Consider the following 25,230-nt stretch of genomic DNA (forward strand, 5'->3'; position numbering starts at 1 on the left):
GCAGGTCGAGCCTCGGCGGGTCGTCAGTCAATCGGACCAGGGGAGGCGGACCACCGTCTCCCCTTTCGTCGTTCAGATCACATTGATGATCTCTGGTCGATTGGACCAGCGATCATCAATGTGATCGATTCCAGAGGTTCAGAGCGGGATGCGGGCGGAAAGCCGGTTCCCACTTTTCCTCATCCCGCTCCAAAGCCAGGGTCCTCACGATGAACGAGATCTCGGAGCACGAGGCGCTCGGGCGCGACCGGCCGGTGCTGGCGAGCCAGCGCCTTCTTCTTCGCCTGGCGGGGCCGGACGACGCGGACGCGCTCTATGCGCAGCTGAACGACTGGGACGTCGTGCGCATGCTCGCGCGCGTCTCCTGGCCGGTGCCCGAGAAGCGGTTGAGGGAGTTCCTCGACGGCGTCGCGCCGCGGGCGCTGCGCGGCGCGGCCGAGGAGCTGGCGGTCCTGCCGGGCGGCCGCGAGCCGGCCGGCATCGTCGGCATCGAGTACGACGCGGAGGGCGCCCATATCGGCTACTGGCTCGGGCGCGCACACTGGGGCCGCGGGCTGATGACGGAGGCGGTGTCGCTCGTCCTCTCCGACATCTTCCGCCGCAGGCCCGACTGCCGGGTGGCGTCCGGCGTCTTCGAGGACAATCCCGCCTCGCTCAGGGTGCAGCAGAAGCTCGGCTTCGAGGTGGTGGGCTCGCACATGAGATGGTGCGAGGCGCGCCGCGCGAACGTGCGCCACATCGACACCGCGCTGACGCGCGAGACCTTCCGGAAGGACGCGAGATGAAGTTCCTCGACCAGGCGAAGGTCTATGTGAAGGCCGGCGACGGCGGCAATGGCTGCGTGTCGTTCCGCCGCGAGAAGTTCGTCGAGTTCGGCGGCCCGAACGGCGGCGACGGCGGGCGCGGCGGCGACGTCGTCGTCGAGTGCGTCGACGGGCTGAACACGCTGATCGACTTCCGCTACCAGCAGCACTTCAAGGCGAAGCGCGGCGAGCACGGCAAGGGGTCGAACCGCACGGGCGCGAACGGCGCCGACATCGTGCTGAAGGTGCCGGTGGGCACCCAGATCCTCGACGAGGACCAGGAGGAGATCCTGGCCGACCTGACCGAGGTCGGGCAGCGGGTGACGATCGCCCGGGGCGGCAATGGCGGCTTCGGCAACGCCCGCTTCAAGTCGTCGATCACCCAGGCGCCGCGCCGCGCGAACCCGGGGCTCGAGGGCGACGAGCGCTGGATCTGGCTGCGGCTGAAGCTGATCGCGGACGCCGGGCTCGTCGGCCTTCCCAACGCCGGCAAGTCGACCTTCCTCGCGACCGTGACCGCCGCCAAGCCGAAGATCGCCGACTATCCCTTCACGACGCTTCACCCCAATCTCGGCGTCGTCCGGCTCGACGACCGCGAGTTCGTGCTCGCCGACATTCCGGGCCTGATCGAGGGCGCGCACGAGGGCGTCGGCATCGGCGACCGCTTCCTCGGCCATGTCGAGCGCTGCGGCGTGCTTCTCCACCTCGTCTCCGCCGTCGAGGAGGACGTCGCCCACGCCTACGAGGTGGTGCGCGGAGAGCTCGACGCCTACGGCGCGGGGCTCGAGGAGAAGCCGGAGATCGTCGCGCTGTCGCAATGCGACACCGCCGACGAGGAGGCGATCGCGGAGAAGCGGCAGGCGCTCGCGGAGGCATGCGGGCAGGACGTGCTGCTCGTCTCGGCGGCGACCGGCCGCGGCGTGCGGGAGGCGCTGTCGGCCATCGTCCGCGAGCTCGACCTCAGGCGCGAGGACGAGGCGAGGGAAGCCGAGATCGCCGCCCGGGGCGAGGAAGGCTGGCGGCCTTAGCCTCCCATGGACAAGCGGCTTTCCGCCTGCCGGCGCATCGTCATCAAGATCGGCTCCTCGCTGCTCGTCGACCGGCACGAGGGCCTGAAGGCCGGCTGGCTCGACGCGCTCTGCGACGACATCGCCGCGCTCGCGGGCGCGGGCGCCGAGGTGCTCGTCGTCTCCTCCGGCGCCATCGCGCTCGGCCGCACGGTGCTGAAGATCCCGCCAGGCAAGCTGAAGCTCGAGGAGGGGCAGGCGGCGGCGGCCGTGGGCCAGATCTCGCTCGCGCGCGCCTGGTCCGAGGCCCTCGGCACGCGCGGGCTCGTGGCGGGGCAACTGCTCCTGACGCTCGGCGACACGGAGGAGCGGCGCCGCTACCTCAACGCCCGCTCGACCGTCTCGACCCTTCTCGCGATGCGGGCCGTGCCGGTGATCAACGAGAACGACACGGTGGCGACGAGCGAGATCCGCTACGGCGACAACGACAGGCTCGCCGCCCGTGTCGCCACGATGGCGAGCGCGGACTGCCTCGTGCTCCTGTCGGACGTGGACGGTCTCTACACCGCGCCGCCCCATCTCGATCCCGAGGCGCGCCTGCTCGAGGAGGTCAGGCGGGTGACGCCGGAGATCGAGGCGATGGCGGGGGGAGCGGCCTCGGAGCTCTCGCGCGGCGGCATGGCGACGAAGATCGAGGCGGCGAAGATGGCGACCGACGCCGGCACGCGGATGGTCATCGCCTCCGGCACGATCGAGCACCCGCTCAAGGCGATCGACACGGGCGGCCGCTGCACCTGGTTCAACGCGCGCGGAAATCCCGTCACGGCCCGCAAGCGCTGGATCGGCGGCTCGATCGAGCCGCGCGGCACGATCCTCGTCGACGCCGGGGCGGCGCGGGCGCTGCGCAACGGCAAGAGCCTCCTGCCGGCGGGCGTCGTGGGGATCGAGGGCGAGTTCTGCCGGGGCGACGCCGTCATCATCCGCGAGCGCGACGGCCACCAGATCGGCCGCGGCCTCTCCGCCTACGACGCCGCCGACGCCGTGAAGATCATGGGCCGCAACTCCGGCGTCATCGAGGAGATCCTCGGCTATTCCGGCCGCGCCGAGATGATCCACCGCGACGACATGGCCCTCAGGGAGGTGTGAGGGCGGCGGGCGGCCGGAGAACGGGCGTCTGAGGTCCGACGTCGACGCGGCCGGCGCCTTGGCATATATTGCCATCACACCCAGGAGGCTCAGATGGTGACCCGCAACGTCGTCCTCACCGCAGCCCAGTCCCACTTCGTCGACAGGCTCGTCGCGTCCGGCCGTTACCAGAACGCGAGCGAAGCTCTGCGCGCGGGCCTGCGGCTCCTCCAGGAGGAGGAGCTGGCGCTCGAGGCGCTGCGGGAGCGCTTGAAGGAAGGTGTCGAGCAGGCCGAGCGCGGCGAGTTCGCCGAGGGCACCGGCGAGGAGGCGATGCGCCGCGTGCTGGCGGAGGCAGTCGGTCGAAAGCGCGCCTGATGGCGAACTCCTGGCGGCTTACGCCACGCGCTCGCAGATCCTTCGCCGACATCATCGACTAGACGCACGAGACCTTCGGGAGCCGCCAAGCCCAGCTCTACGGCGAAAGGCTCATCGAAGCCTGTTCCGCGATCGCCGCGGGTGAAGCTCGTGTCAGGGACTGCAAAATGCTCCTCGGGGTGCGTTCGGAAGCCAGCTACCGGTATGCAAGGGCGGGGGAGCACTTCGTCATCTTCAGGGAGAATGCCGGCGCTGTCTCCGTGGTCGACTTCCTGCACGTCCGCAGCGACGTTGCGACGGCGCTTGTACGGCTGATGGATGCCGAGAGAGGCGAGTGAATCGCTTCACGCCACCTCCACACCCCGCTCCCTGACCATCCCGATCAGCCGTTGCGCGTCGAACGGGGCGCAGCTCTTCTGGTCGTTGTCGAAATAGCAGAACACGTCGCGGCTTTCGGCCGTCCAGCCGGCGATGCGGTCCGCCATATCGGCGAGGCCGTCGTTCGAGTAGTGGCCCTCGTAGCGGCCGCCGGGGCCGTGCGGGCGGAGATAGACGTGGGCGGCCGTCGCCTCCCAGGGGGCCGGCGCGTGGGCGTGGTCGGAGACGCAGAGCGAAACGCCCGCGTCACGCAGGAGCCGGAAGGTCGCCTCCTCGTACCAGGCGGGGTCGCGGAACTCGACCGCGTGGCGGCGCTCCTTCGGCAGCAGGTCGAGGAAACGGCCGAGCCGGTCGTGGTCGGGCTTCTGCTGCGGGGGAAGCTGCCAGAGCACGGGGCCGAACTTCTCTCCCAGCGGCGCCATGCGCCCCGTCACGTAGCGCACCGGCTCCTCGCAGTCCTTCAGGCGCTTGTAGTGGGTGATGAAGCGGGACGCCTTCCACGCGAAGACGAAGCCGTCGGGCGCGTTCGCGGCCCAGGAGGCGACCGCCGCCTCGCTCGGCACCCGGTAGAAGGAGGCGTTGATCTCGGTCGTCGAGAAGTGCCGGGCATAGGCCTCGAGCAACCTCTTCTTCGGCGTCTTCTCGGGATAGAAGGTGCCGATCCAGCCGTCATAGTGCCAGCCGGACGTGCCGATCCTCACCGCTGCCATGCGTCCGTCCCGATTGATCGCCGCGGGTCGATGTGTCACATCGGCCTTCGCAATCGTGCGTTTGCCGGAGTGACGGGTCATGAACTCCATCACCGCCAATGCGGTTCGGGACGGCGGGGCGGCGCAGGACGTGGCCGCGCTGATGCTCGACCTCGGCCGCCGCGCCCGCGCCGCGTCCAGGGTGCTGGCGCTCGCCCCGGCGCCGCGGAAGAACGAGGCGCTTCATGCGATGGCGGCGGCGCTGCGGGCCTCCCGGGAAGCGATCCTCGCCGCGAATGCGATCGATCTCCAGGCGGCGCGCGAGGCCGGAAGACCCGCGTCCTTCATCGACCGCCTGACGCTCGATCCCGCGCGCATCGAGAGCATGGCGGGCGGCATCGAAGACATTGCGGGACTGGCCGATCCGGTGGGCGACGTGATCGCGGAATGGGAGCGGCCGAACGGCCTCAGGATAGAGCGCGTGCGCACGCCGCTCGGCGTCATCGGCGTGATCTACGAGAGCCGCCCCAACGTGACCGCCGATGCCGGGGCGCTCTGCCTGAAGGCCGGCGACGCGGTGATCCTGCGCGGCGGGTCGGAGAGCTTCCATTCCGCCCGCGCGATCCACGCCTGCCTCGCGCAGGGGCTCGTGGCGGCGGGCCTCCCGGAGGACGCGATCCAGCTCGTGCCGGTGACGGACCGTGCGGCGGTCGGCTGGATGCTGAAGGGGCTCGGCGGCAATCTCGACGTGATCGTGCCGCGCGGCGGCCGCAGCCTCGTCGAGCGCGTGCAGTCGGAGGCGCGCGTGCCCGTCTTCGCGCATCTCGAAGGCATCTGCCACGTCTATGTCGATGCCGGCGCCGATCTCGCGATGGCGAGGGACATCGTCGTCAACGCGAAGATGAGGCGCACCGGCATCTGCGGTGCCGCGGAGACGCTGCTCGTCGACCGGCGTGTCGCGGACACGCACCTGAAGCCGCTCGTCCAAGATCTGATCGAGGCGGGCTGCGAGGTGCGCGGCGACGAGGCCACACAGGCCGTCGACGCCCGCGTCGTCGCGGCCGCGCCGGAGGATTACGGCCACGAGTTCCTCGACGCGATCATCGCGGTGAAGCTCGTCGACGGCATCGAGGGGGCGCTCGCCCACATCGCGACGCACGGCTCGCAGCACACCGAGGCGGTGATCACCGACGACCAGGCGGTCGCGGACAGGTTTCTCGCAGAGGTCGACGCGGCGATCGTCGTGCACAATGCTTCCACGCAGTTCGCCGACGGTGGCGAGTTCGGCATGGGCGCCGAAATCGGCATCGCGACCGGCCGGATGCACGCGCGGGGGCCGGTCGGCGTGGAGCAGCTGACGAGCTTCAACTACCGCGTCCGCGGCACGGGCCAGACCCGGGCGTGACGGGAGGGTATGTCTGGCCGAGGCTGCCGGCGGCGGGTGCCGGCCAGCGCGTCGGCCTGCTCGGGGGCTCGTTCAACCCGCCGCACGAGGGCCACGTCCACATCAGCCGGCTCGCGCTCGCGCGCTTCGGCCTCGATTTCGTCTGGTGGCTCGTCACGCCCGGCAATCCGCTGAAGAACCGGGGCGAACTCGGCAGCCTCGAGGCGCGTCTCGAAGCCTGCCGGCTCGTGACCCGGCGCATGCCCCGCGTCCGCGTCACGAGCGTCGAGGCCGACATCGGGATCAGCCGGACCCGCGACACGCTGCGCTTCCTCCTGGCACGCCGCCCGGACCTGCGCTTCGTCTGGGTCATGGGCGCCGACAACATGGCGAGCTTCCACCGCTGGCACGCCTGGCGGGAGATCGCGGAGATGGTGCCGATCGGGGTCGTCGACCGCCCGGGCTCGACGCTGCGCGCGGCCTCGAGCCCGTTCGCCGCACGCTATCGCCTCGCCCGGCTGCCGGAGACGCGTTCGCGGCGGCTGGCGGATGCGCCGCCGCCGGCCTGGGCGATCGTCCACGGGCCGCGGTCCGACCTGTCCTCCTCGGAGATCCGGCGGTCAGGCCTCTGGCCGCGGGACCGGATGGAGAATTCTTGAATCAGTCACGAAAGCCGACCATATTACGAAGCGGCAGCGAAGAAACCTTCGGGCTGCTCGTTTCGCACTAGGGGATGACAAGAGGAAGTTACCCTGACACTCGCGAAGACTTTCGAGGCCGACGCCCATGGCGCGCCTCACATCGGGATCGCCGGCGCGGATCATGCCCCGGACGATCTCCACCGCACGATCCTCGAAGCGCTGGATGACGGCAAGGCCGAGGATGTGGTTTCCATCGATCTGAGCGGCAAGTCGGCCCTCGCGGACACGATGATCGTGGCCTCGGGCCGGTCGGACCGCCATGTCGGCGCCGTCGCCGACAGGGTGATCCGCGCCCTCAAGGACGGCGGCTTCGGCCGCGCCTCGGTCGAGGGGCTCGAGACCTGCGACTGGGTCCTGATCGACGCCGGCGACGTCGTCGTGCACCTGTTCCGGCCCGAGGTCCGCGCCTTCTACAATCTCGAGAAGATGTGGTCCGACGAGGCGCCGGCCGAGCGGCTGAACGGCTGACGACCGAGTGGCGGTGGCCGGCGGAGCATGCGGATCACGATCCTCGCCGTCGGCCGCCTGAAATCGGGGCCCGAGAGCGACCTCGTCGCCCGCTACCACAAGCGGGCGGAGGCGACGGGGCGGTCGCTCGGCCTGACGGCCGTCCAGGTGAAGGAGATCGCCGAGGCGCGCGCGCCCTCGGCTGACGAGCGCCGCCGCGCGGAAGCGCAGCAGCTTCTCGCGAGGCTGCCCGACGGGGCGCACCTCGTGCTGCTCGACGAAGCGGGGGAGGATACGGGGAGCGAGGCCCTGGCGGACCAGCTGCGCGCTCTCGCGGATGCCGGCCGGAAGGACCTCGCGTTCGCCATCGGCGGGCCGGACGGGCACGGCGGCGATCTTCGGGCCCGCGCGAACGGGACCCTGCGATTCGGCCGGGCGACCTGGCCACACCAACTCGTGCGCGTGATGCTCATGGAGCAGATCTACCGCGCCATGACGATCCTCTCGGGCCACCCCTACCACCGGGCATGATTTGGCCACACCGCCGGGAGATGGTTGACGCTGTCTTAACCGGGCGGGGCCATCCTCTCCTCCATGAAATTTCGCTGCGCATCGTTCCGCGCGCCAGCCGTGGCCGCTCTGATGGTGGCGGCGTCAGCCACCGGCTGGCCGCCTGCGCCCGCGCACGCGCAGGAAACGGACGCGCCGGCGGAGGCTGCCGCGCCGGAGGCGGATCTCGACGAGCTCCGCCGCGGGCTCGAAGCCGGGCGCGAGCGCGAGAAGGCGCTCGCCGCGGAGATCGAGGGGCTGAAGGCGGACCGCGCGCAGCTCAACGAGCGACTGATCGGCGTCGCCGGCCAGGTGCAGGAAACCGAGACGGCGATCAGCGGCATCGAGGACCGGCTCCTCGATCTGGGCGACAGGCAGCAGGGCGTGCGGGAATCGCTCGGCTCGCGGCGCGGCCTGCTGATCGAGCTCATCGCGGCGCTCGAGAGGATCGGGCGCAAGCCGCCGCCGGCGATGCTCGTCTCGCCCGAGGACGCGCTGAAGGCGGTGCGCTCGGCGATGCTGCTCGGCGCGGTGCTGCCGGATCTGCGGGTCGAGACGGAGGCGCTCGTGTCCGATCTCGAGGAATTGAACAGGCTGAAGACCGAAGCCGCGGGGGAGCGGGACCGGCTCGTCGCGCGCACGGAGGAGCTCTCGTCGCAGCGCGAGGAGCTGGCCTCCCTGATGGAGGCGAAGCGGCAGTCGATCGCCGAGAACGAGGACCAGCTGGCGGCGACGCGGGCGCGGATCCGGGAGCTCGCGGAGAAGGCCGAAGGCGTCGAGGACCTGATCGCCTCCGTCGAGGAGGAGATCACGTTCGACAGGGGCAGGACCGGCCGCGAGGACCGCACGGTGACGCGGGAGGAGGCCCGGCAGGCGCTCGGCAATCTCGGCAGGCTCAGTCCCGCCGTGCCGTTCGGCCAGGCCGTCGGGCTCCTGCCGGCGCCGGTTTCCGGCCCGGTCGTGCGCCGCTTCGGAGAGGCGGACGACTACGGCGACATCGCCCAGGGCCTCTCCATCGCAACACGGTCGGCCGCGCAGGTCGTTTCGCCGGCGGACGGTCACGTCGTCTTCGCCGGGCCGTTCAGAACGTATGGGCAACTCTTGATAGTCGACCCGGGCGACGGCTATCATGTTCTATTGGCTGGTATGAGTAGTATCGGTGTCGAAGTCGGGCAGTTCGTCCTGGCCGGCGAGCCGGTGGGGGCAATGGGCGAGCTTCGGCTCGCGAGCGCCGAGAGAACGAGCATCGGCCGGCAACAGCCGACGCTCTACATCGAATTTCGTAAGGACGGACGGTCCATCGATCCGGACCCGTGGTGGTCGGACGGCGGCACAGGAGTTGGCGGATAATGCGCAAGGCGACGCTTCTCGTACTCGGAATGATCTTGGGAGGCTCAGGCAGCCTGCTCATCACGCAACCCCAGCTGACCGGAGGTGCGGCGAACGCCGCCAGCTCCGAGACCTACCGGCAGCTCAACCTCTTCGGTGACGTGTTCGAGCGCGTGCGCGCCGACTACGTCGAGATGCCCGAGGATTCCAAGCTCATCGAATCGGCGATCAACGGCATGCTCGCGGGCCTCGACCCGCATTCGAGCTACCTGCCGCCGAAGAGCTTCCGCGACATGCAGGTGCAGACGAAGGGCGAGTTCGGCGGCCTCGGCATCGAGGTGACGATGGAAGACGGCGTCGTCAAGGTCGTCGCGCCGATCGACGAGACGCCCGCCGCGCAGGCCGGCGTCCTGCCGAACGACCTGATCACGCATCTCGACGGTGAGCCGATCCAGGGCCTGACCCTGTCCGAGGCGGTCGAGAAGATGCGCGGCCGGGTCGACACGCCGATCGAGCTGACGATCGTCCGCGAGGGCGCCGCCGAGCCGATCAAGAAGACGCTCATCCGCGACACGATCCGCATCCGCTCGGTGCGGTGGAACGTGGAGGACGATCTCGGTTACGTCCGCGTCACGCAGTTCAACGAGCAGACCTTCGAGAATCTTCGCAAGGCGGCCGACGAGCTGCAGGCGGAGGTCGGCGCGGAGCGGCTGAAGGGCTTCGTCCTCGACCTGCGCAACAACCCGGGTGGTCTCCTCGACCAGGCGATCGCCGTGTCCGACGCCTTCCTCGACAAGGGCGAGATCGTCTCGACCCGCGGCCGCGAGGCGAGGGACACGCAGCGCTACAACGCGCGCTCCGGCGACCTCTTCGGCGACAAGCCGGTGATCGTGCTCGTGAACGGCGGCTCGGCCTCCGCGTCCGAGATCGTGGCGGGGGCTCTCCAGGACCATCGCCGCGCGACCGTCCTGGGCACCCGTTCCTTCGGCAAGGGCTCGGTCCAGACGATCATCCCGCTCGGCACGAACGGCGCCCTTCGCCTGACCACCGCCCGCTACTACACGCCCTCAGGCAAGTCGATCCAGGCCATGGGCATCACGCCGGACATCATCGTGGAGCAGCCGCTTCCCGAGGACATGGCGGGCCAGAACGTGGAGCCGCGGGGCGAGTCGTCGCTGCGGGGCCACCTCCAGGCCTCCGAGGGTGAGGAACAGGCCGGCTCGCTCGCCTACGTCCCGCAGGACAAGACGGAGGACGTTCAGCTGAACTACGCCTTCGACCTGCTGCGCGGCGTGCAGACGCATGCGAGCTTCCCCGCCAGCCAGGCGGCGAGCGCCAACTGACGACGATGCGGCGCGCCCCGGCGGGGCGCGCCGCACGCTTTCGGGCTTCGAGGGGGCAGAGATGGCCGGCAGAAGGCGCCGCAGGGGTGACGGCGCGGACATGGACCGCACGACGGTGCTGAAGTGGATCGGCACCGCCTGCATCCTCCTTCTCGGCGTCACGGGCCTGTATCTGCTCGTCGCCGAGGACCCTTACGGCGGAGAGCCGGTCCACGTGGCCAGGATCGTCTCCGGACCGGCGAAGCCGGACCGCCAGGACGCCGGCATCCGCCCCTCGATCACCCGCGACGGCCAGCCCGAGCCGCTCCCCTCCGGCCACCGGGTCGCGCCGGCCGACATCGTCATCCGCGATCCGATGTCGATGGCGCAGGCGGAACCGGGACGTGACCTCGATCCCGCACTGACAGAGCCCGGCCCGCACGGCCCCCTGCCGAGGATCGGGCCGGACGGCGAGACCTCCGCGCGCGCCTACGCGGCGCCGGTTTCGGCGGACGCGCTGGGCAAGAGCCGGATCGCGATCCTCGTCGGCGGCATGGGCCTTTCGGCGTCGGCCACCGAGAAGGCGATCGCCGAACTGCCTCCGGGCGTCACGCTCGCCTTCGCGCCCTACGGCCGCGATCTCGCCGATCTCGCCCGCAGGGCCCGGCGGGCCGGTCACGAGATCATGCTCCAGATGCCGATGGAGCCTTACGACTTTCCCGACAACGACCCGGGCCCGCAGACGCTGCTGACCGGCCTCGACGCCGCGCAGAACCGCGACCGTCTCCACTGGTCGATGGCGCGCTTCGGCGGCTATGTCGGGGTGACGAACTACATGGGCGCGCGCTTCAGCGCCACGGAGGGCGGAATGCGCGCCTTCCTCCAGGAGCTCAGCTCGCGGGGCCTGCTCTATGTCGAGGACGGCAGCTCCCAGCGCAGCCTCGCCCCGCAGATCGGGCGGGAGATCGGCCTGCCGACCGCGGCGGCGGACATGGTGGTCGACGTCGTGCCCCGGAAGGACGACGTCCGCAGGGCCCTCGACGAGCTCGAGGCCCTGGCAGCGCGCGAGGGCAGCGCGATCGGCTTCGCCACCGGGCTGCCGGTCACGATCGACGCGATCGCGGAGTGGGCCGAGGGGCTCGAGGAGCGGGGTGCGGCGCTCGTTCCCGTTTCGGCCGCGGTCGGCGTGACGGGGAGCTGACGGCGGGGCGGCCGGAGCCTGCCGTTGACTCCTCACGTTCCCCGCACGACCTTGCCGCTGCAACCGAAGCCCCCGCGAGGAGCAGGAACACCCGTGTCGATCGTCGAACCAGAGCAGCTTCCATACCGCCCCTGCGTCGGCGCGCTCGTCGTCAACCGCGACGGGCTGATCTTCGTCGGCCACCGCATGGACGGCCCCGAGGAGCCCGAGGGCCCCGGCACCTGGTGGCAGATGCCGCAGGGCGGGATCGACGAGGGCGAGGATCCGCGGGTGGCGGTCTTCCGCGAGCTCTACGAGGAAACGTCGATCAGGTCGGTCCGGATCGTCGCCGAATCCGAGGGGTGGTGGCTCTACGACCTTCCCCCGGAGCTTCAGGGGAAGGCCTGGGGCGGCCGCTTCCGCGGCCAGAAGCAGAAATGGTACGCCATGCGCTTCGAGGGCGAGGAGAGCGAGATCGACGTCGTGAACGTGCCGGACGGCCACGACGCGGAGTTCGACCGCTGGCAGTGGGTCGGCCCGGACGAGCTCATGAACCGCGTCGTGCCCTTCAAGCGCGACGTCTATCGCCGCATCGTCGACGAGCTCGTCCCGCTGATCAGGTAGTCCGTCGTTCAGGCGAGGCCGAAAAAGGCCGCCATCTCGCCGATCATCTCGTCCTGAAGCCTGTTGAACCGCTCGCCCGGCTGCTGGCTGTCGAGCCGCGGCTTCAACGGGTCCGGCGCCGCGATGCCGGAGCCCGCGAGGGTCTGGATGACGGCGTGCCCGCAGAACGGCACATGCGCTTCCGAGTACCCGCCCTCGTGGACGATGAGGAGACGACCGCCGCAGAGATCGGCGGCCGCGTCCATCGTCATCCGCGTCATCTCGGCGAAGGTCTCCGAGCCCGCCATCATCCGCGACAGGGGATCGACGCCCGAGGCGTCGTAGCCGCAGGCGACGACGATCGCGTCCGGCCGGTAGCGATGGAGCGCCGGGAGCACGATGCGGCGGAAGGTGGAGAGATAGGCCTCGTGCCCGCCCCCGGGCATCAGCGGCACGTTGATGTTCGAGCCCTCGCCCCTGCCTTCGCCCCGCGCCTCGACATGGCCGGTGTCCGGCGGATAGTTCCGGTCCTGGTGGAGCGAGATCGTCAGCACGTCGTCGCGGCCGTAGAAGATCGCCTCGGTGCCGTTGCCGTGGTGGACGTCCCAGTCGATGACGGCGATCCGCCCGGCCCGCTTCTCCGCGAACGCGGCTTCGACCGCGACCGCGATGTTCGCGAGGAGGCAGAAGCCGTTCGGGAAGTCGGGCAGGCAATGGTGCCCCGGCGGGCGCGAGAGCGAATAGGCATTGTCCTGCTCGCCCGAGAGGACCGCCCGCAGCGCCTGCGCCGCGAGCCCCGCCGACAGCGCCGCGACCTCGTAGCCGCCGGGGCCGAAGGGCGTGCGCCGGCCGAGTTCGCCGCCGCCGGCGTCGCTCAGCCGCTTGAACTCGGCAAGGTACTCTCGCGGGTGGACGCGCCGCAGCTCCTCCTCCGTCGCCTCGGGCGCCGAGCCCGAGTGGAGCTCACGCATCAGGCCCGTCACGTCGAGGAGGTTCTTCAGGCGGCGCTTCGTCTCGGGGCTCTCGGGGAGACCGCCGGCCGCCTGCGGCTGCACGAGGCCTCCGACGGGGAGGAGGAAGGCGTAGTTTCCGCCGCTGTGCCAGAAGCAGCGCTCGTCCCACCAGAAGCCGGTCTTCGTCATCCTGTCCTCGCGCGCTCCGCCGCACCGTCGTGGAGCCATAGGGCTCGCACGGCAGCGGGTGAAGCGCAAATGCACAGATCCGTGCGCGTTCTTTAGGAGGATTTCCCACTGTGGGGGAACCACATCCTCCATCGGGCCGTCTTTGAACAAGGCCGGGGTCCCTCGCCCTCGGCGAGCCGCGGCATCGCCGGCAGCACTTCCGTTTGCCTCCGGGGGCGGTTGACCGCTAAGTGTGGCACGCCAGATGCAACCGAGCCGGGGCCGCCGGCGCTGAGAGAGGCCGTTCATGCGCAAGAAAGCTGTCTACGACGTCGCCATCGCCCACGTGTTGCGCAAGCTGCACGACGAGGGGCACATTCCGCGCGACGTGCTCGCCAAGGCGCTGGACGTTCCCGAGCTCGAGCTCACCCGCATCGAGCTCGGCTCCGAGCCGCTGAGCGCGGGCGGCCTCGTGATGCTCCTGGAGTTCTCCAAGCTGAGCTGGGACGAGTTCCTCGGGCGGGTCCAGGCCGAGCTGCCGGCGGCCGAGAAGTCGGTGCGCTAAGGGCCGCTCCGCCCCCGCTCAGCCACGGGAACGGAATGAGCGATATCCTCACCCTGACGATGAACCCGGCGGTCGACCTCTCGGTCACCGCCGATGCCGTGACGCCGACGCACAAGATCCGCTGCCGCGAGGAGCGGCGGGAGGCGGGCGGAGGCGGCATCAACGTCGCGCGCGTCGTCCGCCGGCTCGGAGGCGACTGCCGCGCGCTCTTCCCCGCGGGCGGCAGCATGGGCGACCTGCTCGTGCGCGCCGTCGAGAAGGAGGGGATCGCGACGGTGCCCGTCAGGATCGCGGGAGAGACGCGCGAGAACTTCACCGCCACCGCCGCGGCGACGGGCGAGCAATACCGCTTCGTCCTGCCGGGCCCGCTTCTCTCGGAGGCGGAATGGCGGGGCTGTCTCGACGCCCTCGAATGCTGCGAGACGCCGCGCTTCGTCGTCTCGAGCGGCAGCCTGCCGCTGGGGTGCCCAGCTTCCGTCAACGGCGAGGTGGCACGGATCAGCCGTGCTCTCGGCGCCCGCCTCGTCGTCGACAGTTCCGGCGATTCGCTGAAGGCGGCCCTGGACGAGGGTGTCTATCTCTGCAAGCCGAGCCTCAGGGAGCTCGAGGGCGTGACGCGCACGAAGCTGCCCGACAGGGCCTCGCAACTCGCGGCCGCGAAGGATATCGTCTCCGCGGGGAGGGCCGCCGCGGTGGCCCTGACGCTGGGGGACGAGGGCGCGCTCCTCGTGACGGCGGAGCGCGCGTGGTTCGCGCCGCCGATCGAGGTGGAGGTCAGGAGCGCGGTCGGCGCGGGCGACAGCTTTCTCGCCGGATTCATGTGGTCCCTCGCCGGGGATCTGCCCTGGGAGGAGTGCTTCGCGTGGGCCGTCGCCGCCGGGACGGCAGCCGTGCTCACACCTGGCAGCGAACTTGCAGAGCGTGGGGATATCGAGCACCTCAGGCGAGACCGAGTGCTGGTCGAGCCGCTCTGGTAACCAAACCGGGACCAAGCGTTCCGTGGTCCGGTCCGGGATTCGTCCCGTAACGACGCTGAAAAGGGAGCGAGACTTGCTGAAACGAGAAGATGACACGCCCGCCGTTCCGACGGCGCCGGTGACGCGAGTCGAACCCTTCGCCTCGCGGACCCGCGTCGCCTATCTGTCGATGGAGATCGCGCTCGAGCCGGCCGTCCACACCTATTCCGGCGGCCTCGGCGTGCTGGCAGGCGACACCGCCTATTCGGCCGCCGACCTCAACCTGCCGATGGTGTTCGTTACCCTCGTCACCCGGCAGGGCTATTTCCGGCAGGTGATCGACGCGGACGGAAACCAGACCGAGGAGCCGGATCCCTGGGACCCGGCGGCGCACGCCGTGCCGCTCGGCGCGCTCGTGGCGGTCACGCTCGAGGGTCGGTCGGTCTGGATCCGGCCCTGGTTCTACGAGCTCAAGTCGCCGACCGGCGGCAGGGTGCCGGTGCTTCTCCTCGACACCGACGTCGAGCAGAACGACCCGGTCGACCGCGACATCACCGATCATCTCTATGGCGGCGACGAGACCTACCGCCTGAAGCAGGAGATCGTGCTCGGCATGGGCGGGCCGAGGATCCTGCAGGCGCTGGGCTTCGACATCCGCACCTTCCACATGAACGAAGGCCATGCCGCGCTTCTGACGATCGAGCTCCTGAACCGCTTCCGCCGCGCTCTGGGGCGGCAGCTGCCGCACTTCTCGGAGTACGACTACGGCCGCGTCCGCGACATGTGCGTTTTCACGACGCACACGCCCGTCGAGGCGGGGCACGACAAGTTCTCGTACGAGCTCGTGAACCGGATCGCCGGGGATCTCCTCCAGAACGGCGACCTGAAGGATCTCGGCGGGACCGACCACCTGAACATGACGAAGCTCGCGCTCAACCTGTCGAACTACGTGAACGGCGTCGCGCGCAAGCATGCCGACACGACGCGGCACATGTTCCCCGGTTACGAGGTGCGGTCGATCACGAACGGCGTTCATCCGGGCCGCTGGGCGCACCCGGCCTTCTGCCGGATCTTCGACGAGAACTATCCGGTGTGGCATGTCGAGCCCGAAGCGCTGAACCACGTCGACAGCCTGCCCGACGAGACGATCTGGCAGGCCCACATGACGGCGAAGCACGAACTGGCCGATCTCATCCGGCAGCGGACGGGGACGAGCCTCGATCCCGACCTCCCGACCCTCGGCTACGCGCGGCGCATGACCGGCTACAAGCGGCCGGGGCTTCTCTTCCGCGATCCCGAGCGCCTGCTCGCGATCGCCGAGAAGACGCCCTTCCAGATCGTCATCGCGGGCAAGGCGCATCCCCGGGACGCGACGGGCAAGGCCGCGATCCACGAGATCCTCGGCATCAGCGGCAGGCTCGCCGACCGGCTGAAGATCGCCTACCTCCCGAACTACAATCTGAGCGTCGCGCGGCACATCGTTTCGGGCGTCGACATCTGGCTCAACACGCCGATGCCGCCCCTCGAGGCTTCCGGCACGTCGGGCATGAAGGCGGCGCTGAACGGCGCGCTCAACTTCTCCACGCTCGACGGGTGGTGGGCCGAAGGCTGCCTCGATGGCGTGACGGGCTGGGCGATCGGCGACGGCGCGCCGTCGGAGGAGGACGGCGAGGACCTCTATCGCAAGCTCGAGGGCACCATCCTGCCACTCTATCACGACGACCGGGAGAAGTGGATCTGGATGATGAAGCAGTCGATCGGCCGCATCGGCTCGACCTTCAACACCCAGCGCATGATGCGGCGCTACGGCGCGGAGGCCTATCTGCGCTGACGGCCCTGCCGCGGCGCTTGCCAGCGCCCGGCGGCGGAGGCTACGAACGAGGCGGGCCGCCCGGCACCCAGTCCGCGGCGGCCGTTCTCCCTCGCAAGCCGGTGCATCATGAAGACACTCGCCGCCGCCCTGATAGCCTCCGTTGTCCTCGCCGGCTCGCTCGCTCCCGCGGACGCCCAGACGAGGCTGCGCGTCTCGAACTGGCTGCCGCCGTCCCACCCGATCGTGGCGGACATGATGAGGCCCTGGGCCGAGGCGGTCTCGGACGCGACCGAGGGCCGCGTCGAGGTCGAGATCATGGAGGCGCCGCTCGGGCCCCCGCAGGCGCAGTTCGACATCGTGGCGACCGGCCAGGCGGATGTCGGCTACGGCGTGCACGGCTACACCCCCGGCCGCTTCGTGCTGACGCAGGTGGCGGAGCTGCCCTTCCTCGGCGATTCCGCCGAGGCCGTTTCGGTCGCCTACTGGCGCCTCCACGAGGAGATGCTGGCCGAGGCCGGGGAGCATCGGGGCGTGAAGGTGCTCTCGGTGTTCGCGCACGGGCCCGGCCACGTCTACACGACGGGCACCGAGGTCGACGGCATCGACGACCTCCAGGGGCTGAAGCTGCGCACCGGCGGCGGCATCGTGAACGCGATCGCGAAGGAGCTCGGCGCCGTGCCGCTCCTCGAGCCGTCGAGCAAGACCTACGAGATCCTGTCGGCCGGCATCGCCGACGGCATCCTGTTCCCGCATGAGAGCGTGCCCTTCTTCCGCCTCGACGGCATCGTCAGGCACGGTGCGATCGTCCCGCGGGGCCTCTACAACACGAGCTTCTTCGTCGCCATGAACGAGGCCGTCTGGGACGGGCTCTCGCCGGAGGACCAGGAGGCGGTCATGTCGGTGTCGGGCGAGGCTTTCGCGCGGCGCGCGGGCCAGGCCTGGGATGCGGCCGACGCGGCGGGCCGGGAGAAGATGGTGGCCGCGGGCATCTCCTTCGTCACCCTCTCGGACGACGAGGTCGCCCGCATCGCGGAGAAGCTGAAGCCCGTGGAGGCGCGCGTCTTCGGCGAGATGGCCGAGAAGGGCGTCGACGGCGAGGCGGCGCTGCAGGCGTTGCGCGACCGGGTCGAGGCCTACGGCAACTGAGCGCCTTGGCTGGCGACGGCACGAGGCACCTTCCCGTCCGGCTCGAGCGAGGCGTGTCGCTCTCGCTGGGCCTCGGGGCGGCGATCTTCCTTCTCGCCATGATGCTCGTGACGACCGTCGACGTCGCGGGGCGCTACCTCTTCGCGACTCCGCTTCCCGGCGCCTTCGAGCTGACCCAGCTTCTGCTCGCGGCGACGGTCTTCGCCGGGCTGCCCCTCGTCACGCTGAAGGAGGAGCACGTCTCCGTGACGCTCCTGTCCGAGCGGCTGAAGGGCAGGGCCGCGGCGCTCCACGGCGCCCTGTCGAGCGCCTTGAGCGCGGCCGTCTTCATCGTCGTCGCGCGGCAGCTCGGCGTGCAGGCGATGCGGCTCGCCTCCTATGGCGACACGACCTCGCTGCTGCGGATCCCGATGGCGCCGCTGGCGTGGACCATGTCGGTGCTGGCCGGGCTGACGGCCTTCATTCTCGTCGCTCTCGCGGTCTCGCATCTCCTCGGGGCGATCCGGGGGCGGCGGTGATGGAGGCCTGGCTCATCGGCATCCTCGCCCTCCTCGCGCTCCTTCTCTGCGGTCTGCCGATCGCCGTGGGGATGCTTCTCGTCGGCGGGATCGGGGTCGGGCTTCTGCTGAACCCGACGGCGGCGCTGGCGATGCTCGGCCAGATCGCCTACCAGACCGGCCTCAACTACGAGCTCTCCGTGGTGCCCCTGTTCATCCTGATGGGCAACCTCATCGTCCAGGCGGGCCTCGCCGACAAGCTCTACGCTGCGAGCCAGGCCTGGCTGGGCCACAGGAAGGGCGGGCTCGCGATGGCGACGGTGATGGCCTGCGGCGGGTTCTCCGCCGTCTGCGGCTCGTCGCTCGCGACGGCAGCCACCATGGCGAAGGTCGCCATGCCGCCGATGCGCCGCTACGGCTACGCGCCCTCGCTGGCCGCCGGCACGATCGCGGCCGGCGGCACGCTCGGCATCCTGATCCCGCCCTCCGTCATCCTCGTGCTTTACGGCGTGACGACGCAGCAGAGCATCGGCGAGCTCTTCCTCGCGGGCCTCGTGCCGGGGATCCTCGGCATCCTGCTCTACCTCGCCGCAGTGCGGCTGACGCTTTTTCTCCAGCCGGAGGCGGGCCGAGCGGCGGAGCGCCTGCCGCTCGCGGACAGGCTGCGCGCCCTGCGGGGTGTCGGCGGGGTGCTCGTCCTGTTCGTCGTCGTCATCGGCGGCATCTATCTCGGCGTCTTCACCGCGACCGAGGCGGCCGGCATCGGCGCGTTCGGCGCCTTCGTGATCGCCCTGCTCAGACGTGCGCTCACCCTGCGGAGCCTCTACGCCGTTCTGATCGACACGGCGGCGACGACCGCCATGATGTTCTTCCTCCTGATCGGCGCGACGATGTTCACGAACTTCGTCAACGTCGCCGGCCTGCCGCGCGACCTGACCGCCTTCATCGACGGGCTCGACCTGGGGCCCGTCGCGGTGCTGGCGGCGATCCTGGTGATCTACGTGCTCCTCGGAACCGTGCTGGAGAGCCTGTCCATGGTGCTCCTCACCGTGCCGATCTTCTATCCGATCGTGCAGGGCCTCGGCTTCGACCTCGTGTGGTTCGGCATCCTCGTCGTCGTGGTCACGGAGATCAGCCTCATCACGCCGCCGATCGGGCTCAACGTCTTCGTGCTGAACTCGGTCATGAAGGACGTGCCGATGCAGGCGATCTTCCGCGGCGTCGTGCCCTTCGTGCTGGCCGACCTCGTCCGGCTCGCGATCATCCTCGCGTTTCCCGCGCTCGTGCTGATCATTCCAAGGACGATGGGGTAGGGCTGTTACTCTGCCGCCTCCTGCCGCACGAAGTCGAAGGCGTCGACGTCGAAGAGGCCGCGGTCGGTGATCTTGAGATGCGGGATCACCGGCAGCGGCAGGAAGGCGACCTGCAGGAACGGCTCGGCGAGCGTGCAGCCGAGGTCCTTGGCGACCCGGCGCAGCGGAATGAGCGTGTCGCGCACCGTCTCGAAGGGCTCGAGGCTCATGAGGCCCGCGACGGGCAGGGCGATCTCACCCTTCACCTCGCCGCCCTCCACGACGACGAAGCCGCCGCCGATCTCGCCCAGCCGGTTGACGGCAAGCGCCATGTCCCCGTCGTCGGCGCCGACGACGGTGACGTTGTGACTGTCGTGGCCGACGGAGGAGGCGATCGCGCCGCGCTTCAGGCCGAAGCCGTTGACGAAACCGACGCCGATCGAGCCCGAGCGGCCGTGCCGCTCGACGACGGCGACCTTCACGGCGTCCTGATCGAGATCGACCTGCGCGAGACCGTCGGCCTGCGGCAGCGTCATATGCAGACGCTCGGTGATGATGCGGCCCGGCACGACGCCGATGACGGGCGTCTCGCCCGAGAACGCCTTCACCTGGAAATCGGCGCCCGTCACGCGCTTCGCCTTCATCGACGTGAGCCCGACCGGCTCGACGTGCGGGCGCGCGGCGAACAGTTCGTCGTTCACGATCCGGCCGCCGGCGATCACCTGGCGGACGCTGCAGGCGTCGAGGTCGTCGAGGAGCACCATGTCGGCCCGCTGCCCCGGCGCGACGAGGCCGCGGTCGCGAAGCCCGAAGGCCTGCGCGCCCGACCAGCTCGCCGCCCGGTAGACGTGGTGGCGCGGCCGGCCGAGGGCGATCAACGTGCGGATCATGTGGTCGAGATGGCCCTCCTCGTCGATGTCGAGCGGGTTCCTGTCGTCGGTGCACAGGGCGACGAAGGACGACGTGTTCTCGTCGAGGATCCCGGCGAGGGCGTGCAGGTCCTTCGAGACCGAGCCCTCGCGGATGAGGACGCGTAATCCCTTCGCGAGCTTCTCTCGCGCCTCTTGAGCCGTCGTCGCCTCGTGCTCGGTGCGGATGCCGGCGGCGACGTAGCCGCAGAGGTCGCGGCCGGAGAGGAGCGGGCAGTGGCCGTCTATGTGGCGGCCGAAGAAGGCGTCGAGCTTGTCCATGACGCCGGGCGCGCGGTGAAGGATGCCGGGGAAGTTCATGAACTCGGCGAGGCCGATCACCTTCTTGTGGTCCATCAGCGGGGCGAGATCGTCCGCCGAAAGCTCGGCGCCGGCCGTCTCGAAATCGGTCGCCGGCACGCAGGAGGAAAGGTTCACGCGCAGGTCCATCGCCATGGCGCCGGCGCAGTCGAGGAAGTAGCGGATGCCCTGGAGCCCGAGGACGTTCGCGATCTCGTGCGGGTCGCAGATCGCGGTCGTGATGCCGCGCGGCAGCACGCAGCGGTCGAACTCGAGCGGCGTCACGCAGGACGATTCGACGTGGAGATGCGTGTCGATGAAGCCCGGCGCGCAGAAGAGGCCGCTGCCGTCGATCTCCGTCTCGCCCTCGTACGCGTGGTGGGTGCCGACGATGCGGTCGCCGACGATCGCTATGTCCGTCCTCGTCAGGCTGCCGGTGATGACGTCGAGCAGGTCGACATTCCTGACGACGAGGTCTGCCGGACGCTCGCCACGCCCCGCGGCGATCGCCCGTTCGAGGAACTCCCTGTGCGACATGCGTCCTGCCTCCCTTTTCTGCGCCGGCGGGATCCTAGACCAGCCCGCCGCATGGGTGAATGTCGAGCCTGCGGCATGAGACCCCTCGCGCGCCGTTCGCCGACGCGGTAACGGTCACGCCTCTTGTCTGCGTGGGAGGCCGTTCGTGAGGCAGGCGGAAGACAATTTCGACGTGGTGATCGCCGGCGGCGGCGTGATCGGCAGCGCGGTCGCGTATTTCCTGGCGAGCGAGCCCGACTTCGACGGCCGCATCCTCGTCTGCGAGCCGGACCCGAGCTACCGGTTCGCGGCTTCGGCGCTCTCGGCGAGCTCGATCCGCCAGCAATACTCCACCGCCATCAACATCGACATCTCGCTCTACGGCATCGCCTTCCTGCGCGAGGTGGGGGAGCGCCTCGCCGTCGACGGCGACCGGCCGGAGATCGGGCTGAAGGAGGGCGGCTACCTCTTCCTCGCGACGGAGACCGGCGCGCGGCAGCTCCGGGAGAACCACGAGCTGCAGACGGCGCGCGGCGCCGACATCGCGCTGATGACGCCGGACGAGTTGCAGGGCCGTTTCCCCTGGCTCTCGGTCGAGGGCATCGCGGCGGGAAGCTGGGGCCGCACCGGCGAAGGGTGGTTCGACGGCTACGGGCTGATGCAGGCCTTCAGGCGCAAGGCGCGCTCGCTCGGCGTCGAGTACAGGGCGGCGCGGGTCGTGGATGTCGAGGTCGCCGGCGGCCGGGTCATCGGTGCGGTTCTCGACGACGGCGCGGGCATCGCTTGCGGCGCCTTCGTCAACGCGGCCGGTGCCTCGGGGGCGCGGGCGCTCTGCGCACCCTTCGGCCTGACGCCGCCGATCGAGGCGCGCAAGCGGATGGTCTTCTATTTCGACTGCCGCGACGAGGTGGCGGGCTGCCCGCTGCTGATCGAGCCGGGCGGAGCCTATGTGCGGCCGGAAGGGAAGGGCTTCATCTGCGGCGCGGCGCCCGGGCCCGAGAACGATCCGGAGGCCGAGGGCGACTTCGAGGTGGAGCACGGCTTCTTCGAGGAGGTGCTCTGGCCGACGCTCGCCGCGCGGGTGCCGGCCTTCGAGACGATCCGGCCGGGGCGGGCCTGGGCGGGGCATTACGACATGAACCTCTTCGACCACAACGCCTTCGTGGGCCGGCTGCCGGGCCACGACAACGCCTTCATCGCCGCCGGCTTCTCCGGCCACGGGCTGCAGCAGTCGCCGGCCGTCGGCCGCGGCCTCGCCGAGCTCATCGTGCACGGCGCCTACAGGAGCCTCGACCTTGAGCCCCTCGCCTACGACCGGCTCATCGAGAACCGCCGGCTCGTGGAAAAGAACGTCGTGTGAGGCTAGGCTCTCCCGACTTCGTCCTTCCCTCCCTTCCTTGGATCTTGCTCACATGACGACGAACAGCCTGCGGCCGGGCGGCCGGATTCTGGTCGAGGCGCTCGAGGCGCAAGGGGTCGACCACCTCTATTGCGTGCCGGGCGAGAGCTATCTCGCGGTGCTCGACGCGCTGGTCGATTCGCCGATCGAGGTCACGGTGTGCCGTCAGGAGGGCGGGGCGGCGATGATGGCCGACGCCTACGGCAAGATGACGGGCCGCCCCGGCATCTGCTTCGTCACCCGCGGGCCCGGCGCGACGAACGCCTCGGCCGGCGTGCACATCGCGGCGCAGGATTCGACGCCGATGATCCTGTTCATCGGCCAGGTCGAGAGGGGCATGCTCGGCCGCGAGGCCTTCCAGGAGGTCGACTACGAGCAGTTCTTCGGCGGCATGGCGAAATGGGTCGTCGAGATCCGCGATCCCGCCCGTATCCCCGAGCTCGTCCACCGCGCCTTCGCGACCGCCATGTCCGGCCGGCCGGGGCCGGTCGTCGTGTCGCTGCCCGAGGACATCCTGACGGAGCTCGCCGAGGCGGTCGAGACGCCGCGCGCCGTCGCGCCGGCGATCCGCCCGGGCCGCGACGAGATGTTCCGCCTGGCGGAGATGATCGAGCAGGCCGAGCGCCCCTTCATGATCCTCGGCGGCAGCCGCTGGAGCGAACAGGCCGTCGCGGACATCGCCCGCTTCGCCGAGAGCGCCGGACTGCCCGTCGGCTGCTCGTTCCGCCGGCAGGGGCTCTTCGACCATCTCCACGAGAACTATGCGGGCGACGTCGGCATCGGCCCGAACCCGAAGCTCGCGGAGCGGGTGAAGGAGGCCGACCTCCTGATCCTCGTCGGTGGGCGCATGAGCGAGATGCCGTCGTCCTCCTACACGCTGATCGACATCCCGCGGCCGCGCCAGACCTTCGTCCACGTCCATCCGGGCGCGGAGGAATTGAACCGCGTCTACGCCGCGAGCCTCGCGATCCAGGCGGACCCCGCCTCCTTCGCCGACGAGGCGACAGGCTTCGACTTCCCGCCCTCCGAGGCGAGGTCGAAGCGGGTCGCCGAGGCCCACGCGGAGTATCTGGAGTGGAGCGAGACGGTGCCGCACGGGCCGGGCGACGTGCAGATGGTCGAGATCGTCCGCCACCTGCGGGACGTGCTGCCGCCCGAGGCCATCATGACGAACGGGGCCGGCAACTACGCGACCTGGATCCATCGCTTCTACCGGTTCCGCAAGTTCGACACGCTGATTGCCCCGACCTCCGGCTCGATGGGCTACGGCACGCCGGCCGCCGTCGCGGCGGCGCGGCTTCATCCCTCGCGGCAGGTCGTCGCGTTCGCCGGGGACGGCTGCTTCCTGATGAACGGCCAGGAGTTCGCCACCGCCGTGAAATACGGCCTGCCGATCGTGGTGGTCGTCGTCGACAACGCGATGTACGGCACGATCCGCATGCATCAGGAGCGCGAGTACCCGACGAGGATCAGCGCCACCGAGCTCACCAATCCCGATTTTGCGGCGATGGGGCGGGCCTATGGAGGCGAGGGGTATCTCGTCGAGCGGACGGAGGAGTTTGCGCCGGCCTTCGAGGCGGCGGTGAGGTCGGGTCGCCCGTCGATCATCCACGTGCGCCTCGACCCCGAGGCGATCACGCCGAGAGCCAGCCTGAGCGAGATCCGCGCGGCCGCGCTGGCGCGCCAGGCATGAGCGGCCGCGCCGGCGCGGCGCGGCCGGTGCGGCCTCAGGCGGCGCGCACGAGGTAGATGATCAGGATGATGAGGAGGATCGTCACGACGCCGCTCGGCATGTAGCCCCAGCCGCGGCTGTAGGGCCAGCTCGGCAGGGCGCCGATCAGGATCAGGACGAGCAGCACGATCAGGATTGTCTCGAGCATTCTTCGGCTCCTGTTTGAACGACAGATCTTGCGTCCGAAATCGAACGTCGGGAGGCGACCGGAAGTTCCTGATCCTGCGGGTCGCGGTGGGAATGCCGGGGCCCGCAAAAAATTCCGAAGCGGGCCGGAACCGGGGCAGAGCCGTCGCTGTTGTTAGGGTGCCCCTCCACACTGCGGACGGCCCCCACCGTCCGCTTCTACCGGCCCGCAGCTTCCCCCCGGCTGCGGGCCGTTTCTTTTTCTGGGCCTCTGGCCATGGCGCCGGTGGAGCCGGCAAAGAAAAAGGCGCGGCTCCTTTCCGGAACCGCGCCCTTCAATCTGCTCAGGCCTGGCGGCTATCTCGTGGCGAAGTTCGCTCCCACGACCGCCTCGCTCACCTCGTCGGGGCCGAAGGCCGCATGTTCGTCGTCGACCTGCATGATCTGCCCGAGCCGGGTGCGCGCCCGGTTGACGCGGCTCTTGATCGTGCCGACGGCGCAGCCGCAGATGTCGGCCGCCTCCTCGTACGAGAAGCCCGACGCCGCGACGAGGATCAGGGCCTCGCGCTGGTCGGCGGGGATCTCGTTCAGGGCCTTGCGCAGATGCGTCAGATCCACCTGCGACTGCTGCGACGGCGCGACGGCCAGCTTGGCGGCATGAATGCCGTCGACGTCCTCGACCTCGCGTCCGCGCTTGCGCATCTGCGAGTAGAACTCGTTGCGCAGGATGGTGAAGAGCCAGGCCCTGAGGTTCGTCCCTTCCGTGAAGGAGCCGAAATTCGCCCATGCCTTGACGAGCGTCTCCTGGACCAGGTCGTCGCCCCGCTCCGTGTCGCCCGCCAGCGAAACCGCGAAGCCGCGGAGGCTGGGTATCAGGTCGAGGAGCTGTTTTCGTAGCTGAGGTGAAACGGACATGTGAGTGTCCCCGGCTGCGCGTCGCTTGTTCGTGGCTGTCAACGGCGGA

General features: G+C 70.0%; 25 protein-coding genes and 1 pseudogene. 21 read left to right on the forward strand and 5 right to left on the reverse strand.

Annotation, left to right across the window (positions count from 1 at the left end; genetic code table 11):
* Nucleotides 1–209: 209 nt before the first annotated feature.
* The 5 genes and pseudogenes from N177_RS08920 to N177_RS21865 all read left to right on the forward strand — a co-directional run.
* Nucleotides 210–785, forward strand: coding sequence for a GNAT family N-acetyltransferase (locus N177_RS08920; RefSeq protein WP_023431979.1), 576 nt, complete (start codon nucleotides 210–212; stop codon nucleotides 783–785).
* Nucleotides 782–1,831 (forward strand): GTPase ObgE, encoded by a 1,050-nt coding sequence (gene obgE, locus N177_RS08925; protein ID WP_023431980.1) that lies wholly within the window; start codon nucleotides 782–784, stop codon nucleotides 1,829–1,831. The genes N177_RS08920 and obgE overlap by 4 nt, the downstream gene beginning before the upstream one ends.
* Nucleotides 1,832–1,837: 6 nt before the next feature.
* Nucleotides 1,838–2,956 carry a glutamate 5-kinase gene (proB, locus tag N177_RS08930; RefSeq protein WP_023431981.1) on the forward strand — a complete coding sequence of 373 codons (1,119 nt, stop codon included), beginning with the start codon at nucleotides 1,838–1,840 and terminating at the stop codon, nucleotides 2,954–2,956.
* Between the two features lie 93 nt (nucleotides 2,957–3,049).
* Nucleotides 3,050–3,313 (forward strand): type II toxin-antitoxin system ParD family antitoxin, encoded by a 264-nt coding sequence (locus N177_RS08935; RefSeq protein WP_023431982.1) that lies wholly within the window; start codon nucleotides 3,050–3,052, stop codon nucleotides 3,311–3,313.
* A gap of 83 nt (nucleotides 3,314–3,396) precedes the next feature.
* Nucleotides 3,397–3,651: pseudogene (locus N177_RS21865) on the forward strand (hypothetical protein); the annotation flags it as partial.
* A 6-nt stretch (nucleotides 3,652–3,657) separates the two neighbouring features.
* Here the strand turns inward: N177_RS21865 and N177_RS08945 are convergent.
* On the reverse strand, nucleotides 3,658–4,401 hold the full coding sequence (locus tag N177_RS08945; RefSeq protein ID WP_040485483.1) for a DUF72 domain-containing protein: 744 nt from the start codon (nucleotides 4,399–4,401) through the stop codon (nucleotides 3,658–3,660).
* A gap of 79 nt (nucleotides 4,402–4,480) precedes the next feature.
* On the opposite strand from N177_RS08945, the gene N177_RS08950 reads away from it, so the two are divergent.
* The 8 genes from N177_RS08950 (at nucleotide 4,481) to N177_RS08985 (ending at nucleotide 11,916) form a co-directional block, all read left to right on the forward strand.
* The gene (locus N177_RS08950; RefSeq protein ID WP_023431985.1) at nucleotides 4,481–5,785 is read left to right on the forward strand and encodes a glutamate-5-semialdehyde dehydrogenase; all 1,305 of its coding nucleotides are present in this window, start codon (nucleotides 4,481–4,483) and stop codon (nucleotides 5,783–5,785) included.
* On the forward strand, nucleotides 5,782–6,423 hold the full coding sequence (locus N177_RS08955; protein ID WP_023431986.1) for a nicotinate-nucleotide adenylyltransferase: 642 nt from the start codon (nucleotides 5,782–5,784) through the stop codon (nucleotides 6,421–6,423). The genes N177_RS08950 and N177_RS08955 overlap by 4 nt, the downstream gene beginning before the upstream one ends.
* Nucleotides 6,424–6,612: 189 nt before the next feature.
* Nucleotides 6,613–6,933 carry a ribosome silencing factor gene (rsfS, locus tag N177_RS08960; protein WP_425280795.1) on the forward strand — a complete coding sequence of 107 codons (321 nt, stop codon included), beginning with the start codon at nucleotides 6,613–6,615 and terminating at the stop codon, nucleotides 6,931–6,933.
* 27 nt (nucleotides 6,934–6,960) lie between these two features.
* Nucleotides 6,961–7,443 carry a 23S rRNA (pseudouridine(1915)-N(3))-methyltransferase RlmH gene (gene rlmH, locus N177_RS08965; protein ID WP_023431988.1) on the forward strand — a complete coding sequence of 161 codons (483 nt, stop codon included), beginning with the start codon at nucleotides 6,961–6,963 and terminating at the stop codon, nucleotides 7,441–7,443.
* Between the two features lie 99 nt (nucleotides 7,444–7,542).
* Complete coding sequence (locus N177_RS08970; protein ID WP_051402309.1) at nucleotides 7,543–8,811, forward strand: murein hydrolase activator EnvC family protein; 1,269 nt, start codon at nucleotides 7,543–7,545, stop codon at nucleotides 8,809–8,811.
* Entirely contained in the window at nucleotides 8,808–10,133 is a 1,326-nt protein-coding gene (locus N177_RS08975; protein ID WP_040485485.1) for a S41 family peptidase, read from the forward strand. The genes N177_RS08970 and N177_RS08975 overlap by 4 nt, the downstream gene beginning before the upstream one ends.
* Before the next feature lie 100 nt (nucleotides 10,134–10,233).
* Nucleotides 10,234–11,313, forward strand: a complete 1,080-nt coding sequence (locus tag N177_RS08980) for a divergent polysaccharide deacetylase family protein (protein ID WP_023431991.1) — start codon at nucleotides 10,234–10,236, stop codon at nucleotides 11,311–11,313.
* Nucleotides 11,314–11,406: 93 nt separating this feature from the next.
* On the forward strand, nucleotides 11,407–11,916 hold the full coding sequence (locus N177_RS08985) for an RNA pyrophosphohydrolase (protein WP_023431992.1): 510 nt from the start codon (nucleotides 11,407–11,409) through the stop codon (nucleotides 11,914–11,916).
* 8 nt (nucleotides 11,917–11,924) lie between these two features.
* Here the strand turns inward: N177_RS08985 and N177_RS08990 are convergent, their stop codons facing one another.
* Nucleotides 11,925–13,037, reverse strand: coding sequence for a class II histone deacetylase (locus tag N177_RS08990; RefSeq protein ID WP_023431993.1), 1,113 nt, complete (start codon nucleotides 13,035–13,037; stop codon nucleotides 11,925–11,927).
* A 286-nt stretch (nucleotides 13,038–13,323) separates the two neighbouring features.
* Between N177_RS08990 and N177_RS08995 the strand changes: the two genes are divergently transcribed.
* From N177_RS08995 to N177_RS09020, 6 genes are all read left to right on the forward strand, one after another.
* Nucleotides 13,324–13,581, forward strand: a complete 258-nt coding sequence (locus N177_RS08995; RefSeq protein ID WP_023431994.1) for a hypothetical protein — start codon at nucleotides 13,324–13,326, stop codon at nucleotides 13,579–13,581.
* A gap of 35 nt (nucleotides 13,582–13,616) precedes the next feature.
* The gene (locus N177_RS09000) at nucleotides 13,617–14,558 is read left to right on the forward strand and encodes a 1-phosphofructokinase family hexose kinase (protein WP_023431995.1); all 942 of its coding nucleotides are present in this window, start codon (nucleotides 13,617–13,619) and stop codon (nucleotides 14,556–14,558) included.
* 118 nt (nucleotides 14,559–14,676) lie between these two features.
* Entirely contained in the window at nucleotides 14,677–16,368 is a 1,692-nt protein-coding gene (glgP, locus tag N177_RS09005; protein WP_040485487.1) for an alpha-glucan family phosphorylase, read from the forward strand.
* Nucleotides 16,369–16,476: 108 nt separating this feature from the next.
* Nucleotides 16,477–17,496: a TRAP transporter substrate-binding protein gene (locus tag N177_RS09010; RefSeq protein WP_023431997.1), complete on the forward strand. Its 1,020-nt coding sequence runs from the start codon at nucleotides 16,477–16,479 to the stop codon at nucleotides 17,494–17,496.
* A gap of 53 nt (nucleotides 17,497–17,549) precedes the next feature.
* A complete protein-coding gene (locus N177_RS09015) occupies nucleotides 17,550–18,014 on the forward strand; it encodes a TRAP transporter small permease (protein ID WP_152527880.1) in 465 nt (154 codons plus the stop codon).
* Nucleotides 18,014–19,306: a TRAP transporter large permease gene (locus N177_RS09020; RefSeq protein WP_023431999.1), complete on the forward strand. Its 1,293-nt coding sequence runs from the start codon at nucleotides 18,014–18,016 to the stop codon at nucleotides 19,304–19,306. The genes N177_RS09015 and N177_RS09020 overlap by 1 nt, the downstream gene beginning before the upstream one ends.
* Before the next feature lie 5 nt (nucleotides 19,307–19,311).
* On the opposite strand, the gene ade is transcribed toward N177_RS09020, so the two are convergent.
* Nucleotides 19,312–21,030: an adenine deaminase gene (gene ade / locus N177_RS09025; RefSeq protein ID WP_023432000.1), complete on the reverse strand. Its 1,719-nt coding sequence runs from the start codon at nucleotides 21,028–21,030 to the stop codon at nucleotides 19,312–19,314.
* Nucleotides 21,031–21,175: 145 nt separating this feature from the next.
* On the opposite strand from ade, the gene N177_RS09030 reads away from it, so the two are divergent.
* Both N177_RS09030 and N177_RS09035 read left to right on the forward strand, forming a co-directional pair.
* Complete coding sequence (locus N177_RS09030; protein ID WP_023432001.1) at nucleotides 21,176–22,369, forward strand: NAD(P)/FAD-dependent oxidoreductase; 1,194 nt, start codon at nucleotides 21,176–21,178, stop codon at nucleotides 22,367–22,369.
* Between the two features lie 67 nt (nucleotides 22,370–22,436).
* The gene (locus N177_RS09035; protein WP_040485489.1) at nucleotides 22,437–24,101 is read left to right on the forward strand and encodes a thiamine pyrophosphate-binding protein; all 1,665 of its coding nucleotides are present in this window, start codon (nucleotides 22,437–22,439) and stop codon (nucleotides 24,099–24,101) included.
* 34 nt (nucleotides 24,102–24,135) lie between these two features.
* Here N177_RS09035 and N177_RS21005 read toward each other — a convergent pair whose 3' ends face one another.
* Together N177_RS21005 and N177_RS09045 are read right to left on the reverse strand one after the other, a co-directional pair.
* Complete coding sequence (locus N177_RS21005; RefSeq protein ID WP_023432003.1) at nucleotides 24,136–24,288, reverse strand: DUF3309 family protein; 153 nt, start codon at nucleotides 24,286–24,288, stop codon at nucleotides 24,136–24,138.
* A gap of 335 nt (nucleotides 24,289–24,623) precedes the next feature.
* Entirely contained in the window at nucleotides 24,624–25,181 is a 558-nt protein-coding gene (locus tag N177_RS09045; RefSeq protein ID WP_023432004.1) for a sigma-70 family RNA polymerase sigma factor, read from the reverse strand.
* Nucleotides 25,182–25,230: the final 49 nt, after the last annotated feature.

The organism is Lutibaculum baratangense AMV1 (assembly GCF_000496075.1).
GTDB lineage: Bacteria > Pseudomonadota > Alphaproteobacteria > Rhizobiales > Tepidamorphaceae > Lutibaculum > Lutibaculum baratangense.